The following is a 12,908-nucleotide window of genomic DNA, read 5'->3' as shown; positions in this document are numbered from 1 at the left end:
TCTATCCTCGTCAGTCCGGAGGGCCCTCAATGCTGACCTTGCTCAATCTGCTCTCGGCCGTCGCCCTGCTGGTCTGGGGCACCCACATCGTGCGCACCGGCATCCTGCGGGTATACGGCGCCAACCTGCGGCGCTTGATCAGCCGCAGCGTGGAGCGCAAGCCCCTGGCGTTCATCACCGGCATGGGCGTGACCGCCCTGGTGCAGAGCAGCAACGCCACCGCCCTGCTCGCCACGTCCTTCGTCGCCCAGGGGCTGATGGCCCTGGCGCCGGCGCTGACGGTGATGCTCGGCGCCGACGTCGGCACCGCGCTGATGGCGCGGGTGCTGACCCTCGACCTGTCCTGGCTGTCGCCGCTGCTGATCTTCTTCGGCGTGGTGCTGTTCCTGTCCCGCAAGCAGACCCGCATCGGCCAGCTCGGCCGGGTGGCCATCGGCCTCGGCCTGATCATCCTCGCCCTGCAGCTGATCGTCGCCGCGGCCACGCCCATGACCGAAGCCAAGGGCGTGCAGGTGCTGTTCTCTTCCCTCACCGGCGACGTGCTGCTGGACGCCCTGACCGGTGCGCTGTTCGCCATGGTCTCCTACTCCAGCCTGGCCGCCGTACTGCTCACCTCGACCCTGGCCGCCTCCAAGGTGATCTCCCTGAAGGTGGCGCTGTGCCTGGTGGTGGGCGCCAACCTGGGCAGCGGCATCCTGGCGATGATCAGCGCCGGCGCGCAGAACGCCGCCGGCCGCCGAGTGGCCCTGGGCAGCCTGCTGTTCAAGCTGGGCGGCTGCCTGCTGGTGCTGCCCCTGGTGGAGCCCCTGGCCGCCGGCCTGGAGCACTGGCCCATCAGCCAGCAGGAACTGGTGATCGCCTTCCACGTGCTCTACAACCTAGTGCGCTGCACCCTGTGCATGCCCCTCACCACGCCCATGGCGCGCTTCTGCAACCGCCTGATGCCCGACCGCGCCCTGGCCGACAACGTGGCGCGCCCCCGGCACCTGGACCCGGCGGCCCTGGACACGCCGAGCATCGCCCTGGCCAACGCGGTGCGCGAGACCTTGCGCATGGGCGACATGGTGGAGCAGATGCTGAACAACCTGCTGCAGGTGATCCACGGCGGCGACCCGCTGTTGGGCAAGGAGATCCGCCGCCAGGACGACGACGTCGACGCCCTCTACACGGCGATCAAGCTCTACCTGGCGCGGATGCCGCGGGAAGACCTGGGGGAGCGGGACAGCCGCCGCTGGGCGGAGATCATCGAGCTGGCGATCAACCTGGAGCAATCCGGCGACCTGGTGGAGCACATGCTCAGCACCGTGCAGGACAAGAAGACCGCCCGCAGCCGTTCCTTCTCCAGCACCGGCCTGGAGGAAATCACCACCCTCCACGCCCAGCTGGTGGCCAACCTGCGCCTGGCCCTGTCGGTGTTCCTCAACGGCGACGTGGAAAGCGCCAAGCGCCTGCGCCGGGCCAAGCAGCGCTTCCGCCTGCAGGAACGGCGCTTCGCCCACGCCCACGTCGACCGCCTGCACCACCAGGTGGTGCAGAGCATCGAGACCAGCTCCTTGCACCTGGACCTGATCAGCGACATGAAGCGCCTCAACTCGCTGTTCTGCTCCATCGCCTACGCCGTGCTGGACAACCCCGACGCGCCCGCCGCCATCGGCGACGAGCAGCACCTGGACGACGACTTGACCGAGGCGCGCCTGGAAGACGGCTGACCCGCGGCGGCCCGGCGCATTGCGGCGCGGGCCGTGGCGAGGCGATGATGGCGCGTCACCCGCCCTGCGAGCCCCGCCATGGACACGTCGCCCACCCCCGAGCCCCTGGACATCCACGCCCTGCTGCGGGTGCTGGCCGAACGCGAGGGCTCCGACCTGTTCCTCAGCGTCGGCGCACCGCCCCACGTGAAGATCGACGGCCACGCCCAGCCCCTGGACCTGCCGCCGCTGACGCCGCCGGCCCTGCGGCGGATGGCCGACGACCTGATGAACGACGCCCAGCGCGTCGAGTTCGCCCAGGAACTGGAGCTGGACCTGGCCCTGGGCATCCCCCAGGTGGGGCGTTTCCGGGTCAACCTGTACCGCCAGCGCGGCGAGGTGGCGATGGTGGTGCGCCACGTGAAGACCCACATTCCCTCCCTGGACAGCCTGGGCCTGCCGCCGGCCCTGGAGAAACTGGCGCTGTTCGACCGCGGCCTGATCCTGGTGGTGGGCGCCGCCGGCTCCGGCAAGTCCACCACCCTGGCCGCCATGCTCGACCATCGCAACGAACGGCGCAGCGGGCACATCGTCTGCGTGGAGGACCCCATCGAGTTCATCCACCGGCACAAACGCTCCCTGGTGGACCAGCGGGAGGTGGGCCTGGACACCCACAGCTTCGCTGCCGCCCTGCGCAACGTGCTGCGGGAGGCGCCGGACGTGATCATGCTCGGCGAGATCCGCGACCTGGACAGCATGCAGCACGCCCTGCACTACGCCGAGACCGGCCACCTGTGCCTGGCCACCCTGCACGCCACCAGCAGCGTCCAGGCCATCGAGCGGGTGGTGCACTTCTTCCCCGAGTCGGCCCGCACCCAGGTCCTCGGCGATCTCTCGCAGAACCTGCTGGCGGTGGTGGCCCAGCGCCTGGTGCCGGGGCGCGACCACAAGCGGGTGGTGGCCGTGGAGCTGCTGCTGGGCACCCCCTACTTGCGGGACCTGATCAAGCGTGACGAACTGACGGCCCTCAAGGACGCCATCGGCCAGGCGCCGGAACAGGGCCTGCAGACCTTCGACCAGCACCTGTTCGCCCTCTACGAGGCGGGCCGGATCACCCTGGAGCAGGCCCTCAAGCACGCCGATTCGCGCACCGACCTGTCCCTCAAGGTACGCCTGGAAGGCAGCCACCGTGCCCCCGAGTCGGACACCGACACCCCGCTACCGGGCTGAGCGGCCCGGATGCCGGGGCTCCGTTCGGTCGATTGGCCGCCGAACGCGCTGCGCGGCGGCGGCGAAACCCGCTATGCTGGCCGCCTCCCCGCCGTCACCGCTTGCACCCATGCGTTACCTGCTCACCCGCCTGCTCGGCCTCACCCTCCTGCTGTCTCTTCCGCTGCACGCCGAGGACCGCCTCCAGGCCGAAGGCTACCTGCTGGAGAACGGCCTGCAGGTGCTGCTCAAGCCCACCGCCGAGCGCGGCCACGTGTCGATCCGCCTGGTGGTCGGGGTGGGCTTCGACGACTTCGCCTGCGTCGACCAGGAACTGCCGCACCTGCTGGAGCACCTGTTCTTCGGCGGGCTGGACGCCGGTGGCGAAGCCGCCCTGGAGGCACGCATGCAGGCCCTGGGCGGCGAATGGAACGCCTTCACCGGCGACGGCGACACCGCCTACCTGGTGGAAGCGCCCGCCGCCCGCCAGCGCGCCGCCCTCGACCTGCTGCTGGACGTACTGGCGGACACCCGCCTGAGTGACGCCGGCATCGCCGAGGCCAAGCGCATCGTCCAGCGCGAGAGCGGCGGCAACTACTCGCACCTGGAGCGCTGGCTCGACCGCCAGGACCTGATCGGCCGCGAGGCCCACCAGCAGCTTGCCGTGGAGTTGGGCCTGGCCTGCGCCGAACGGCCCCAGGTGGCCGGGTTGACCCGCCAGCGCCTGGAAGCCCTGCGCCACGACTGGTACGTGCCCAACAACATGACCTTGATCGTGGTCGGCGACCTGGACCGCGACCTGCCGGCCTACATCGAGCGGCGCTTCGGCGCCCTCGCCGAAGGCCCGCAGATGGAGCGCCGGCCGCTTACCTCGATCCGCCAGCCGGCCGCCCCGCGCCGCACCCTGAGCCAGGGCCTGTTCGGCGAAGGCGCCAAGCTCCACTGGATCTTCCGCGAGCCGGCCCTGGACGGCGCCGACAACGAGACCTGGGAACTGCTGCGGGACTACCTGGAGTGGTCGCTGTACCGCCGCCTGCGCATCGAGCAGGGGCTCTCCTACGGGCCCTGGAGTGAGCGGCGCGCCTACGGCGAGGAAAGCTTCCTCAGCCTCAACGCCGACGTCGAGCGTAGCGACGTCGCGCGCACCGAGCGGGTGCTCCGGGAACTGATCGAGGAACTGCGCCACGACGGCCTCGACCCGGACACCTTCGCCCGCCTGCAGGGCGCCGCGGTGGCCCGCCAGGCCTGGGCGCTGCAGGGCGACAGCGACCTCGCCGACCACTACTGGTACGCCCTGGGCGACTACCAGGACGGCCGCTTCGGCGACGACGCCGCGCGCCTGCGGGCGGTGAGCCTGGACCAGGCCGACCAGGCCCTGCGGCACCTGCTGGAACAGCCCGGCTACCTGCGCATCGAGAAACCGCTGCTGGGCTTCGCCAGCCTCTACTGGCTGGGCGCCGGCCTGGCCCTGGCGCTGCCGGCACTCCTCGCGCTGCTGCTCGTGTTGCGCCGCGGGCGTCGGCGCTAGATTGCGAGAGCACCTAGCGTCGAACTAAGACCGCTTCAGCCAGCCGAGTAAACGTCCCCTTTTGGGGTTCTCTACCGCTGGCACATCAGGAACCTTGAAATCGAAAGAAGGGACTTCGGTAACCGACTGGATGGAGATACATAAATCCAGTGGCACGTCATAGGGTTCTTCATTTCCATCAAGGCATACTTCAAGAAGTCGGCCAGGCACCAAATCTTCAACGCATACGAACTGACCGCCTAATATTATTTCTTCTCTTTTAAGCGTTACAAATTTGAGAGTGAACGCAACCACATCGCCTACTGCGAAATCGTTGCCCCGATAGTTCTTCAAGACTTCCACTTCCAGACGGGTCAGGCCGCCATCCGCCGCAAACTCCAGCGGACTGACGATCCGTGCCTGAATGTGATAGCGCGCTTGAATGAAGGCCCTTGTCCGTTGCTGAAGCGGGATCATCGAGTTGCTCCTTGCTGCGTTGCAATCACGCCCAAAACTTCCATGGCCAATACAGCAGTTCCACCAGGCACCATTACCTTTCCAAACACGTTTTTCACGTGGACATAAGCGAATGGGCTGAACTGTTTCACGCCATAAATCAGGTTGAGGTCTGAAAGCGATTTATAGACCCCTGTACGATCCATCACGCGCGTAGACCCTGACAAATCCTTGAACACATAAACGGCATGCCCCACCCTTTGCCCTTGGAAATCACCCAGTATGCCAACGATGGCCACACTCCCATCTCGCGGCAGACTGCGGGCAATATCGTCCATGTGCTCCACCTTCTTCACCAAGCCTACATCGGCCCCCAGCGCTCGCAGATTGGCAGCTATGCCCTCGAGGGTAAGCGGGCCGGCTTGATGCATGGGTATTCCTAGAGCCTTAGCCAAGTCGTCCACTGAGGCCAAGAGCCTACCGTTTACGCGATTACCCGTTTGGACCAGGGCTTTCGTAGAAGCCACCCATCCACAACAAGGCCCGCCTGGGTCAGCTATCAATCTCGCCAGTCGAGTGTGTTGGGCCTCTCTTACCAATTGAACGCTCTTTCCCAGCGGTCCCGCCACGCTGAGCACTCTCAAACCATCGCTTGCGACCCCTTTTCCAGCTCCCTTCGCTCACCCCGTCACCCAGCCTGAGCACATCAACGACGCCAGAACCGACGGCCATCGATGTATGGGCAGCAGTCGCCACCATGATTGCAAATTGATTGGGATATCTTTCTACATAGTCTTCCAGGGAAAGATTCGCGCTCCTGCGGTTCTCCTCCCACCAATTCGCAATTTCAGTAAAAACCCACATGTATAGCTCCCTGCTGATTAAGTAAGCACCCCTCTAAATAGGGAAACATAGCTCGAATGGTTTCCACCGCGATTTCCACCTGCTCATCAGCCTGCACAAGCTCAGCGCCAGTATCCACACTAAGCCCAAGGACAGGCCGAACATCAACAGCAATTCCAGATCGGCCACCTGCTCACCGTTTTCGGCGCCATAACGTTCACCGAGCCAAAGGACGAAGGTCGCTGGCGGTGCTGGCAATAAATTCGGGTGGCGCGCCCAGAAAGCGGTGATCCCAAGAGCAATCAGCAGCATGCCGAGCAGACAGAAGAAAGTTTTCATGTGCCCCACTTGAACGACGCCCCAGTTTTCGGAATCAGGTATGGAGTTACAAAGACCCCCCTTGGGTCCCTCAGCCTAAGCCAGGCCACGCATCCGGAATGGCGACGTACCTCACATCGCTGGGCGCCCCACATCGTGGGGGTGACCTTTCGTCTGCCGGGCGCGGCGATTCGGGCCGGCGCCGGTCAGAAGGAAACGTGCCGAACGAGTATCCTGCGCAGCCCTGCCATGACCCCATCCGCCGCCACCGTGACCCTCTGGAAAACCCGCATCCTCAAGCTGTTCGCGCTGCTGGCGCGCTACCCCCGGCTGATCGCCCTCTATGGTTTCGTCTCCGGGGTGGGCAGCTTCTTCCTGGTGGACCGGGGCGCCCGGCTGGCGGTGCTGGTGGCGGCGATCATGCTGGTGAGCTGGCTGTGGCTGCTGCTGGAGGGGGTGGTGCGGCGGCTGGTGGCGCGGCTCTGCGGCTGGGAGCTGCCGCCACCGCTGCTGCGCTTCGCCACCCAGCTGATCCACCAGGAAACCCTGTTCTTCGTGCTGCCGTTCTTCCTGGTGACCACCAGCTGGAACAGCGGCCAGGCGCTGTTCACCGGCCTGCTGGCGGTGGCGGCGCTGGTCTCGGTGATCGACCCGCTGTACCACCAGCGCCTGGCGAGCCGGCGCTGGCTGTACCTGGGGTTCCATACTCTGACGCTGTTCGCCGCGCTGCTCACCGCGCTGCCAATCATCCTCCACCTGAGCACCGCCCAGAGCTACCCGCTGGCCCTGGGTATCGCGGTGCTGCTGTCCTTCGCCAGCCTCTACAGCGTGATCCCGGTGGCGCGCTGGCGCGGGGCGGCCTTGATCGGCCTGACCCTGGTGCTGGGCCTGGGCGGCTGGCTGGCGCGGGTCTGGGTGCCGCCGGCGACCCTCTGGCTGACCGACGTGGCTATCACCACCCAGCTGGACGGCAGCAACCGCGCGCCTGCCGACAGCCTGGGGGACGTCAACATCGCCCAGCTGCGGGCCGGCGGCCTGTACGCCTACACGGCGATCTCCGCGCCCCGCGGCCTCAACGAGCGCATCTACCACGAGTGGCTGCACAACGGCGAGCGCATCGACCGGATCGCCCTGGACATCCACGGCGGACGCAAGGAAGGCTACCGCGCCTGGACGCGCAAGCAGAATTTCCCGGAGGACGCCGAGGGGCGCTGGCAGGTGAAGGTGCTGACCGAGGCCGGGCAGATGATCGGCACCCTGCGCTTCCACGTCAGCGGCCCCCACGAGGCCGCCGCAAACGAGGCACCGGACACGCCGGCCAGCACCTCGTCCCTGGTTCAGCCGAAGAACCAGTAGCACACCGCGATGGACGCCAGCACGCCGGCGAGGTCGGCCAGCAGGGCGCACCCCACGGCGTGGCGCCCGCGCTGGATGCCCACCGCGCCGAAGTACACCGCCAGCACGTAGAAGGTGGTCTCGGTGCTGCCCTGCACGGTGGCGGCCACCAGCGCCGGGAAGCTGTCGACACCATGGCTCTGCATGGTCTCGATCAGCATCGCCCGGGCCGCGCTGCCGGAGAGCGGCTTGACCAGGGCGGTGGGCAGGGCATCGACGAAGCGGCTGTCCCAGCCCAGCAGGTCCACCAGCCAGCGGATGCCGTCCAGGCCGATGTCCAGGGCGCCGGAAGCCCGCAGCACACCCACCGCGCAGAGCATCGCCACCAGGTACGGCAGCAGGTTCTTGGCCACGTCGAAGCCTTCCCGGGCGCCCTCGACGAAGCTTTCGTAGACCGGCACCTTCTTCAGCGCGCCGACCAGCAGGAACAGCAGGATCAGGCCGAACAGCACCAGGTTGCCCAGCAACGAGGACAGCGCCGCCAGGGCGGTGGCGGACAACCCCGCCAGCAGCGCCATGAAGCCGGCCAGCAGCAGCGCGCCGGGCACCAGGTAGGCCAGTACCCTCGGGTCCCACAGGCGCAGGCGCTGCATCACCGCCACCGCCAGCAGGCCCACCAGGGTGGAGGCGCTGGTGGCCAGCAGGATCGGCAGGAACACCAGGGTCGGGTCGTGGGCGCCCTGCTGCGCCCGGTACATGAAGATCGATACCGGCAGCAGGGTCAGGGAGGAAGCGTTGAGCACCAGGAACAGGATCTGCGCGTTGCTGGCGGTTTCAGCGCTGGGGTTGAGGCTCTGCAGGGCCTTCATCGCCTTCAGGCCGATGGGCGTGGCGGCGTTGTCCAGGCCCAGGCCGTTGGCGGCGAAGTTCAGGGTGATCAGCCCCAGGGCCGGATGGCCCGGCGGCACCTCCGGCATCAACCGCGAGAACAGCGGCCCCAGCAGCCGGGCGAGGACATCGACGATGCCGGCCCGCTCGGCGATGCGCAGAAAGCCCAGCCACAGGGTCAGGGTGCCGAACAGCAGCACCATCACCTCCACCGAGAGCTTGGCCATGGCGAACAGGCTTTCCACCATGGCCGCCCATACGCCGGGGTCGCCGCCGATCCAGCGGGTCAGGGCGGCCACCGCCGCCACGGCGAAGAAGCCGAGCCACAAGCCATTGAGCATGAAAGGTCCCTCGCGAGCAGAGGCCGGGGATGATAGCGGCGCCCCCGGCGGCGTGCCAGGCGGAGGGCCCGGCGGCGGGAGGCGCCCCGGCAGGGCGGTTGGCGGCGGACGAACTTTTGCCGGGCCGGCACGGCCGAACGTACGGGTCGCCTGCGGGCGCCTCGCCCCGGTTGGACCGGGCATCCGTCCCGGTCGCCGTCCCGACAGGAGAGAGCGATGAAAAAGATTCTGGTGCTGTATTACTCCATGTATGGCCACATCGAACGCATGGCCGAGGCGGTGGCCGAAGGCGCGCGCAGCGTCCCGGGCGTCGAGGTGAGCCTCAAGCGGGTACCGGAGACCATGGCGGAGGATGTCGCCCGCAAGGCCGGGGCCAAGCTGGACCAGGCCGCCCCGCTGGCCTCGCCCCAGGAACTGGGCGACTACGACGCCATCTTGTTCGGCAGCCCGACCCGCTTCGGCAACATGACCGGGCAGATGCGCACCTTCCTCGACCAGACCGGCGGGTTGTGGAGCCAAGGCAAGCTGGTGGGCAAGCTGGGCAGCGTGTTCACCAGCACCGGCACCGGGGGCGGCAGCGAGACCACCATCACCTCGTTCTGGCACACCCTGGCCCACCACGGGATGCTCATCGTCGGCCTGCCTTACACCGCCCCGGAGCTGACCGACATCAGCGAGATGCGCGGCGGCACGCCCTATGGCGCAGCCACTATCGCCGCGGCCGACGGCTCGCGTCAGCCCAGTGCCAAGGAGCTGTCCCTGGCCCGCTACCAGGGCGCCCACGTGGCCAAGCTGGCGACCCGCTTCACCTGACCCGTCGCGGGTGCGGCCGGGCTACCGGTCGCGTCCGCAAGTCGAAGCCGATGGGGGCCGGAAGCGAACCACTCAGGCGCCGCCGCACGCGGGAACACGGAGTCGAACGGAGCGGAACCCAATCGCCAAGTGCCCATGCCCCGGCGAGGGCTGGTCGAGTCTTCAAGGAAGAAAGAGAAATACGAAGGAAGCGTGTGAGCTGCTCCCCGGGGGCGGGTTTACCCGCGCCCCGGTGCAGTACGCCTGACCTGGCCCGCATTCGCGGAGGCACTCCCTGTACCCCTAGGTCGCCTCGGACCTGTTTCATCCAAGGCAACCCGGCCCCCTGGCCGCGGCCCCGTCCGGGGCCTCGTTCGGAAAACGCCTGACGCCACACGGCACAAGCGCTCGTCGAAGAAGAAGGCGGATCGGCCAGCGGCCGAGCCTGCCACGTCCCGTTGGGAACGGGACGTCATGATCCGTATCCTCACCCGGCGGACGAATCCAGCCGGGTTCGGGGTCCCGCAACCGACACGTGAAAGGGCATCGGGTTTCTCGTTATCGACGGGCTCCACGGCACGCGTCGACGCGATGGGGCTGGTGTCGATCCCCGGCGAACGCATGCGTTCAGGCGGGGAATCGGGGTCCGCTAGCCGCGTCGGCGTCCGAAGATGAAGGACAGCACGAACAGGACCAGGAACAGGACGAACAGGATCTTGGCGATACCTGCAGCGGTACCGGCGATGCCGCCAAAGCCAAGGACGCCCGCCACGATGGCGATTACCAGGAATGTCAGAGCCCAACTCAACATGGTGTGTCTCCTTATGCAGTTTTTATGCGTGATGCATCGGTCGTGGTGACTGGAATTCAGACGGCTTGGCGTCTGCCGGGTTCGGTTCGATTTGCGCGTCCAGCGAGCGGCTGTGATGCAGCGCCTGGCCCACGGCCAAGGCACTGATCACCGACAGCAACAGGACGAAGCCGGCACACAGAGCGAGAAACGCGAGATAGGTCATGGCGTCTCTCCTCGGTCAAAAGACCCACAGGGGCGCGTCGCCCGCATGGGTCCGTAGCGCAGCGGCCCGGACCGAGCCCGCCTCGAAGGCGGCCTGGGAGGCATACCGGGCCAGAGGCGCAGGCGCGCGCAACGTGGCATGGCCGGCATCGACGACCTTGGCCGGCAGGGCTGGGCGCATCGGCTGCAGGGCATTGATACGGGTATTGAGCAGGTGCTCGACGAACAGCAGGACCACGACCGTCGCAACTGCCAGCAGGACCTGTCCCAGTCGGCTGGCAAAGGCGTTACGCGGGAAGGCGTGGCGCTGCATGGTCGGACTCCTTGGCGCATCGGCGCGGATGAATCGTTGAAGCATCGAAGAAAAAGAAAATGGGCGGATCACGTTAGAAAACCCTTCGGCCTGAGCGGGGCGTCCATGCCCCGGCCGTGAAATCACTGGGAGTGCTTCAGGCTGCGCATGCGGTCATGGCAGGCGCGCACTTTCGGCAGTTCGGCAACCAGCAGGGCACGGACGTCCGGATCGGCATCTTCCAGGGCATCTTCGAAGGCGTGCAGGATGCGGTCCTCGGCTTCTTCCAGCTGGGCCACATAGGCAGCGTCTTCGTCCTTGCTCATGCTGGCGCGGGTGTCGGCATAGACTTCGCGCAGCTTGCCCATGAAGGTGCCGCCGTTGGCGGGCTGGTCATGGTTGGCGGCAACTTTCACGGCCAGGGCCTGAATGACCTGGGTTTTGGCTTGAGCCATGTCGCGGAACAGGCTCTGCAGCTGCGGGTTCTTCACTTCCTCGATGGCGTGCTGGTAAAAGCGCTGGCCGTCGCGGGTGATTTCGATCAGTTCGTTGAGTTTCGACGTTGCACTGGACATGGCGTTCTCCTTGAGGGTTGAAGCGGATCGAGTGGAAGGCGGTGATCTCATGAAGCCGAGGTCGGAAGCCTTCTGGGACGGCTTTCGCCGGCCGTTGAAACCCTTATCGCAAGCGCTGTGCCAGACTTTCATAAATTTTATTTTCTTTTAATAACAATAACTTACGTTATGTCCAGCAAGTGCCAGCACATGCACCCTGCAAGATCACCGCGAAACAACCATGCAACTTGCACGATAATCCCTTGACTAAGCGACACGGCACCCATCACGGAGCATCCGAATCCATGCAATCCGCCACCGAAAACCAGGGGCGTATCCTTCTGGTCGATGACGAGTCCGCCATCCTCCGTACCTTCCGCTATTGCCTGGAAGACGAGGGCTATACCGTCGCCACCGCCGGCAGCTCGGCCCAGGCCGAAGCGCTGCTGCAACGCCAGGTGTTCGACCTGTGTTTCCTGGACCTGCGCCTGGGTGAGGAGAACGGCCTGGACGTGCTGGCGCAGATGCGGGTGCAGGCGCCCTGGATGCGGGTGGTGATCGTCACCGCCCATTCCGCCATCGACACCGCGGTGGACGCCATGCAGGCCGGCGCGGCGGACTACCTGGTCAAGCCCTGCAGCCCCGACCAGCTGCGCCTGGCCGCCGCCAAGCAGCTGGAGGTGCGCCAGCTGACGGCGCGCCTGGAGGCCCTGGAAGGCGAGGTGCGCAAGCCCGGCGAGGGCATGGATTCCCACAGCCCGGCGATGATGGCGGTGCTGGAAACCGCCCGGCAGGTGGCCGCCACCGATGCCAACATCCTGATCCTCGGCGAGTCCGGCACCGGCAAGGGCGAGCTGTCCCGGGCCATCCACGGCTGGAGCAAGCGGGCCAAGAAGGCCTTCGTCACCATCAACTGCCCGTCGCTGTCCGCCGAGCTGATGGAAAGCGAGCTGTTCGGCCACACCCGCGGCGCCTTCACCGGCGCCTCCGAGAGCACTCTCGGCCGGGTCAGTCAGGCGGATGGCGGCACCCTGTTCCTCGACGAGATCGGCGACTTCCCCCTGGCGCTGCAGCCCAAGCTGCTGCGCTTCATCCAGGACAAGGAGTACGAGCGGGTCGGCGACCCGGTGACCCGTCGCGCCGACGTGCGCATCCTCGCCGCCACCAACCTGAACCTGGAAGAAATGGTCCGCGCCGGCAAATTCCGCGAGGACCTGCTCTACCGCCTCAACGTCATCACCCTCAAGCTGCCGCCCCTGCGGGAGCGCCCGGAAGACGTCATCGAGCTGGCCGAGCGCTTCCTCGCCCGCTTCGTCAAGGATTACGCCCGCCCGGCCCGCGGCTTCGCCGACGAGGCCCGCAACGCGCTGCTGGGCTATCGATGGCCGGGCAATGTGCGCGAGCTGCGCAACGTCATCGAGCGGGCCAGCATCATCTGCCCGCAGGAACGGGTGGACGTCAGCCACCTGGGCCTGGGCGGCGCGCCCACCGAGAGCAACACCCCGCGGATCGGCGCCTCCCTGAGCCTGGAGGAGCTGGAGAAAGCCCACATCGCCGCCGTCATCGCCACCAGCGAGACCCTCGACGAAGCCGCCCGAACCCTCGGGATCGACGCGTCGACGCTTTATAGGAAACGCAAGCAGTACGGACTATGAAGCCTGCATTCGCGC

At 66.8% G+C, this 12,908-nt stretch carries 14 protein-coding genes; 6 read left to right on the top strand and 8 right to left on the bottom strand.

Features of this window, described 5'->3' with window-relative positions:
• Positions 1–29: 29 nt before the first annotated feature.
• The 3 genes from FM069_RS11050 (at position 30) to FM069_RS11040 (ending at position 4,425) form a co-directional block, all read left to right on the top strand.
• Positions 30–1,709, top strand: coding sequence for a Na/Pi cotransporter family protein (locus FM069_RS11050; RefSeq protein WP_143488365.1), 1,680 nt, complete (start codon positions 30–32; stop codon positions 1,707–1,709).
• Between the two features lie 78 nt (positions 1,710–1,787).
• On the top strand, positions 1,788–2,918 hold the full coding sequence (locus tag FM069_RS11045; protein WP_143488364.1) for a PilT/PilU family type 4a pilus ATPase: 1,131 nt from the start codon (positions 1,788–1,790) through the stop codon (positions 2,916–2,918).
• 109 nt (positions 2,919–3,027) lie between these two features.
• On the top strand, positions 3,028–4,425 hold the full coding sequence (locus FM069_RS11040) for a M16 family metallopeptidase (RefSeq protein ID WP_143488363.1): 1,398 nt from the start codon (positions 3,028–3,030) through the stop codon (positions 4,423–4,425).
• A gap of 24 nt (positions 4,426–4,449) precedes the next feature.
• Here FM069_RS11040 and FM069_RS11035 read toward each other — a convergent pair whose 3' ends face one another.
• From FM069_RS11035 to FM069_RS11025, 3 genes are all read right to left on the bottom strand, one after another.
• The gene (locus FM069_RS11035; RefSeq protein WP_143488362.1) at positions 4,450–4,881 is read right to left on the bottom strand and encodes a hypothetical protein; all 432 of its coding nucleotides are present in this window, start codon (positions 4,879–4,881) and stop codon (positions 4,450–4,452) included.
• Positions 4,878–5,291 (bottom strand): hypothetical protein, encoded by a 414-nt coding sequence (locus FM069_RS11030; RefSeq protein ID WP_143488361.1) that lies wholly within the window; start codon positions 5,289–5,291, stop codon positions 4,878–4,880. The genes FM069_RS11035 and FM069_RS11030 overlap by 4 nt, the downstream gene beginning before the upstream one ends.
• Before the next feature lie 466 nt (positions 5,292–5,757).
• Positions 5,758–6,042: a hypothetical protein gene (locus FM069_RS11025; protein WP_178106719.1), complete on the bottom strand. Its 285-nt coding sequence runs from the start codon at positions 6,040–6,042 to the stop codon at positions 5,758–5,760.
• A gap of 228 nt (positions 6,043–6,270) precedes the next feature.
• Here FM069_RS11025 and FM069_RS11020 point away from each other — a divergent pair, with 228 nt between their 5' ends.
• Positions 6,271–7,377: a DUF5924 family protein gene (locus tag FM069_RS11020; RefSeq protein WP_143488360.1), complete on the top strand. Its 1,107-nt coding sequence runs from the start codon at positions 6,271–6,273 to the stop codon at positions 7,375–7,377.
• Here the strand turns inward: FM069_RS11020 and FM069_RS11015 are convergent.
• Positions 7,359–8,585: a nucleoside recognition domain-containing protein gene (locus FM069_RS11015; protein ID WP_143488359.1), complete on the bottom strand. Its 1,227-nt coding sequence runs from the start codon at positions 8,583–8,585 to the stop codon at positions 7,359–7,361. The genes FM069_RS11020 and FM069_RS11015 overlap by 19 nt on opposite strands.
• Before the next feature lie 216 nt (positions 8,586–8,801).
• Here FM069_RS11015 and wrbA point away from each other — a divergent pair, with 216 nt between their 5' ends.
• Complete coding sequence (wrbA, locus tag FM069_RS11005) at positions 8,802–9,398, top strand: NAD(P)H:quinone oxidoreductase (protein WP_143488358.1); 597 nt, start codon at positions 8,802–8,804, stop codon at positions 9,396–9,398.
• Positions 9,399–10,026: 628 nt separating this feature from the next.
• On the opposite strand, the gene FM069_RS11000 is transcribed toward wrbA, so the two are convergent.
• The 4 genes from FM069_RS11000 to FM069_RS10985 form a co-directional block, all read right to left on the bottom strand.
• Positions 10,027–10,188: a DUF1328 domain-containing protein gene (locus FM069_RS11000; protein WP_143488357.1), complete on the bottom strand. Its 162-nt coding sequence runs from the start codon at positions 10,186–10,188 to the stop codon at positions 10,027–10,029.
• Between the two features lie 22 nt (positions 10,189–10,210).
• A complete protein-coding gene (locus tag FM069_RS10995) occupies positions 10,211–10,393 on the bottom strand; it encodes a hypothetical protein (protein ID WP_143488356.1) in 183 nt (60 codons plus the stop codon).
• A 15-nt stretch (positions 10,394–10,408) separates the two neighbouring features.
• Positions 10,409–10,705 (bottom strand): hypothetical protein, encoded by a 297-nt coding sequence (locus tag FM069_RS10990; protein ID WP_143488355.1) that lies wholly within the window; start codon positions 10,703–10,705, stop codon positions 10,409–10,411.
• A 122-nt stretch (positions 10,706–10,827) separates the two neighbouring features.
• Complete coding sequence (locus FM069_RS10985) at positions 10,828–11,259, bottom strand: PA2169 family four-helix-bundle protein (RefSeq protein ID WP_143488354.1); 432 nt, start codon at positions 11,257–11,259, stop codon at positions 10,828–10,830.
• A 284-nt stretch (positions 11,260–11,543) separates the two neighbouring features.
• Between FM069_RS10985 and algB the strand changes: the two genes are divergently transcribed.
• Positions 11,544–12,893, top strand: coding sequence for a sigma-54-dependent response regulator transcription factor AlgB (gene algB / locus FM069_RS10980; protein WP_143488353.1), 1,350 nt, complete (start codon positions 11,544–11,546; stop codon positions 12,891–12,893).
• The last annotated feature ends 15 nt before the right edge of the window (positions 12,894–12,908 follow it).

The sequence above is a fragment of the Pseudomonas mangiferae genome (genome assembly GCF_007109405.1).
Taxonomy (GTDB): Bacteria; Pseudomonadota; Gammaproteobacteria; order Pseudomonadales; family Pseudomonadaceae; genus Pseudomonas_T; species Pseudomonas_T mangiferae.
Note: the sequence above shows the minus strand (reverse complement) of the source record. Positions and strands in the feature narration are given on the sequence as shown.

Bases quoted from the DNA above. Each gene is read 5' to 3' on its own strand.
- FM069_RS11050 (WP_143488365.1), top strand. From the start codon at position 30: ATGCTGACCTTGCTCAATCTGCTCTCGGCCGTCGCCCTGCTGGTCTGG.
- FM069_RS11045 (WP_143488364.1), top strand. From the start codon at position 1,788: ATGGACACGTCGCCCACCCCCGAGCCCCTGGACATCCACGCCCTGCTG.
- FM069_RS11040 (WP_143488363.1), top strand. From the start codon at position 3,028: ATGCGTTACCTGCTCACCCGCCTGCTCGGCCTCACCCTCCTGCTGTCT.
- FM069_RS11035 (WP_143488362.1), bottom strand. From the start codon at position 4,881: ATGATCCCGCTTCAGCAACGGACAAGGGCCTTCATTCAAGCGCGCTAT.
- FM069_RS11030 (WP_143488361.1), bottom strand. From the start codon at position 5,291: ATGCATCAAGCCGGCCCGCTTACCCTCGAGGGCATAGCTGCCAATCTG.
- FM069_RS11025 (WP_178106719.1), bottom strand. From the start codon at position 6,042: ATGAAAACTTTCTTCTGTCTGCTCGGCATGCTGCTGATTGCTCTTGGG.
- FM069_RS11020 (WP_143488360.1), top strand. From the start codon at position 6,271: ATGACCCCATCCGCCGCCACCGTGACCCTCTGGAAAACCCGCATCCTC.
- FM069_RS11015 (WP_143488359.1), bottom strand. From the start codon at position 8,585: ATGCTCAATGGCTTGTGGCTCGGCTTCTTCGCCGTGGCGGCGGTGGCC.
- wrbA (WP_143488358.1), top strand. From the start codon at position 8,802: ATGAAAAAGATTCTGGTGCTGTATTACTCCATGTATGGCCACATCGAA.
- FM069_RS11000 (WP_143488357.1), bottom strand. From the start codon at position 10,188: ATGTTGAGTTGGGCTCTGACATTCCTGGTAATCGCCATCGTGGCGGGC.
- FM069_RS10995 (WP_143488356.1), bottom strand. From the start codon at position 10,393: ATGACCTATCTCGCGTTTCTCGCTCTGTGTGCCGGCTTCGTCCTGTTG.
- FM069_RS10990 (WP_143488355.1), bottom strand. From the start codon at position 10,705: ATGCAGCGCCACGCCTTCCCGCGTAACGCCTTTGCCAGCCGACTGGGA.
- FM069_RS10985 (WP_143488354.1), bottom strand. From the start codon at position 11,259: ATGTCCAGTGCAACGTCGAAACTCAACGAACTGATCGAAATCACCCGC.
- algB (WP_143488353.1), top strand. From the start codon at position 11,544: ATGCAATCCGCCACCGAAAACCAGGGGCGTATCCTTCTGGTCGATGAC.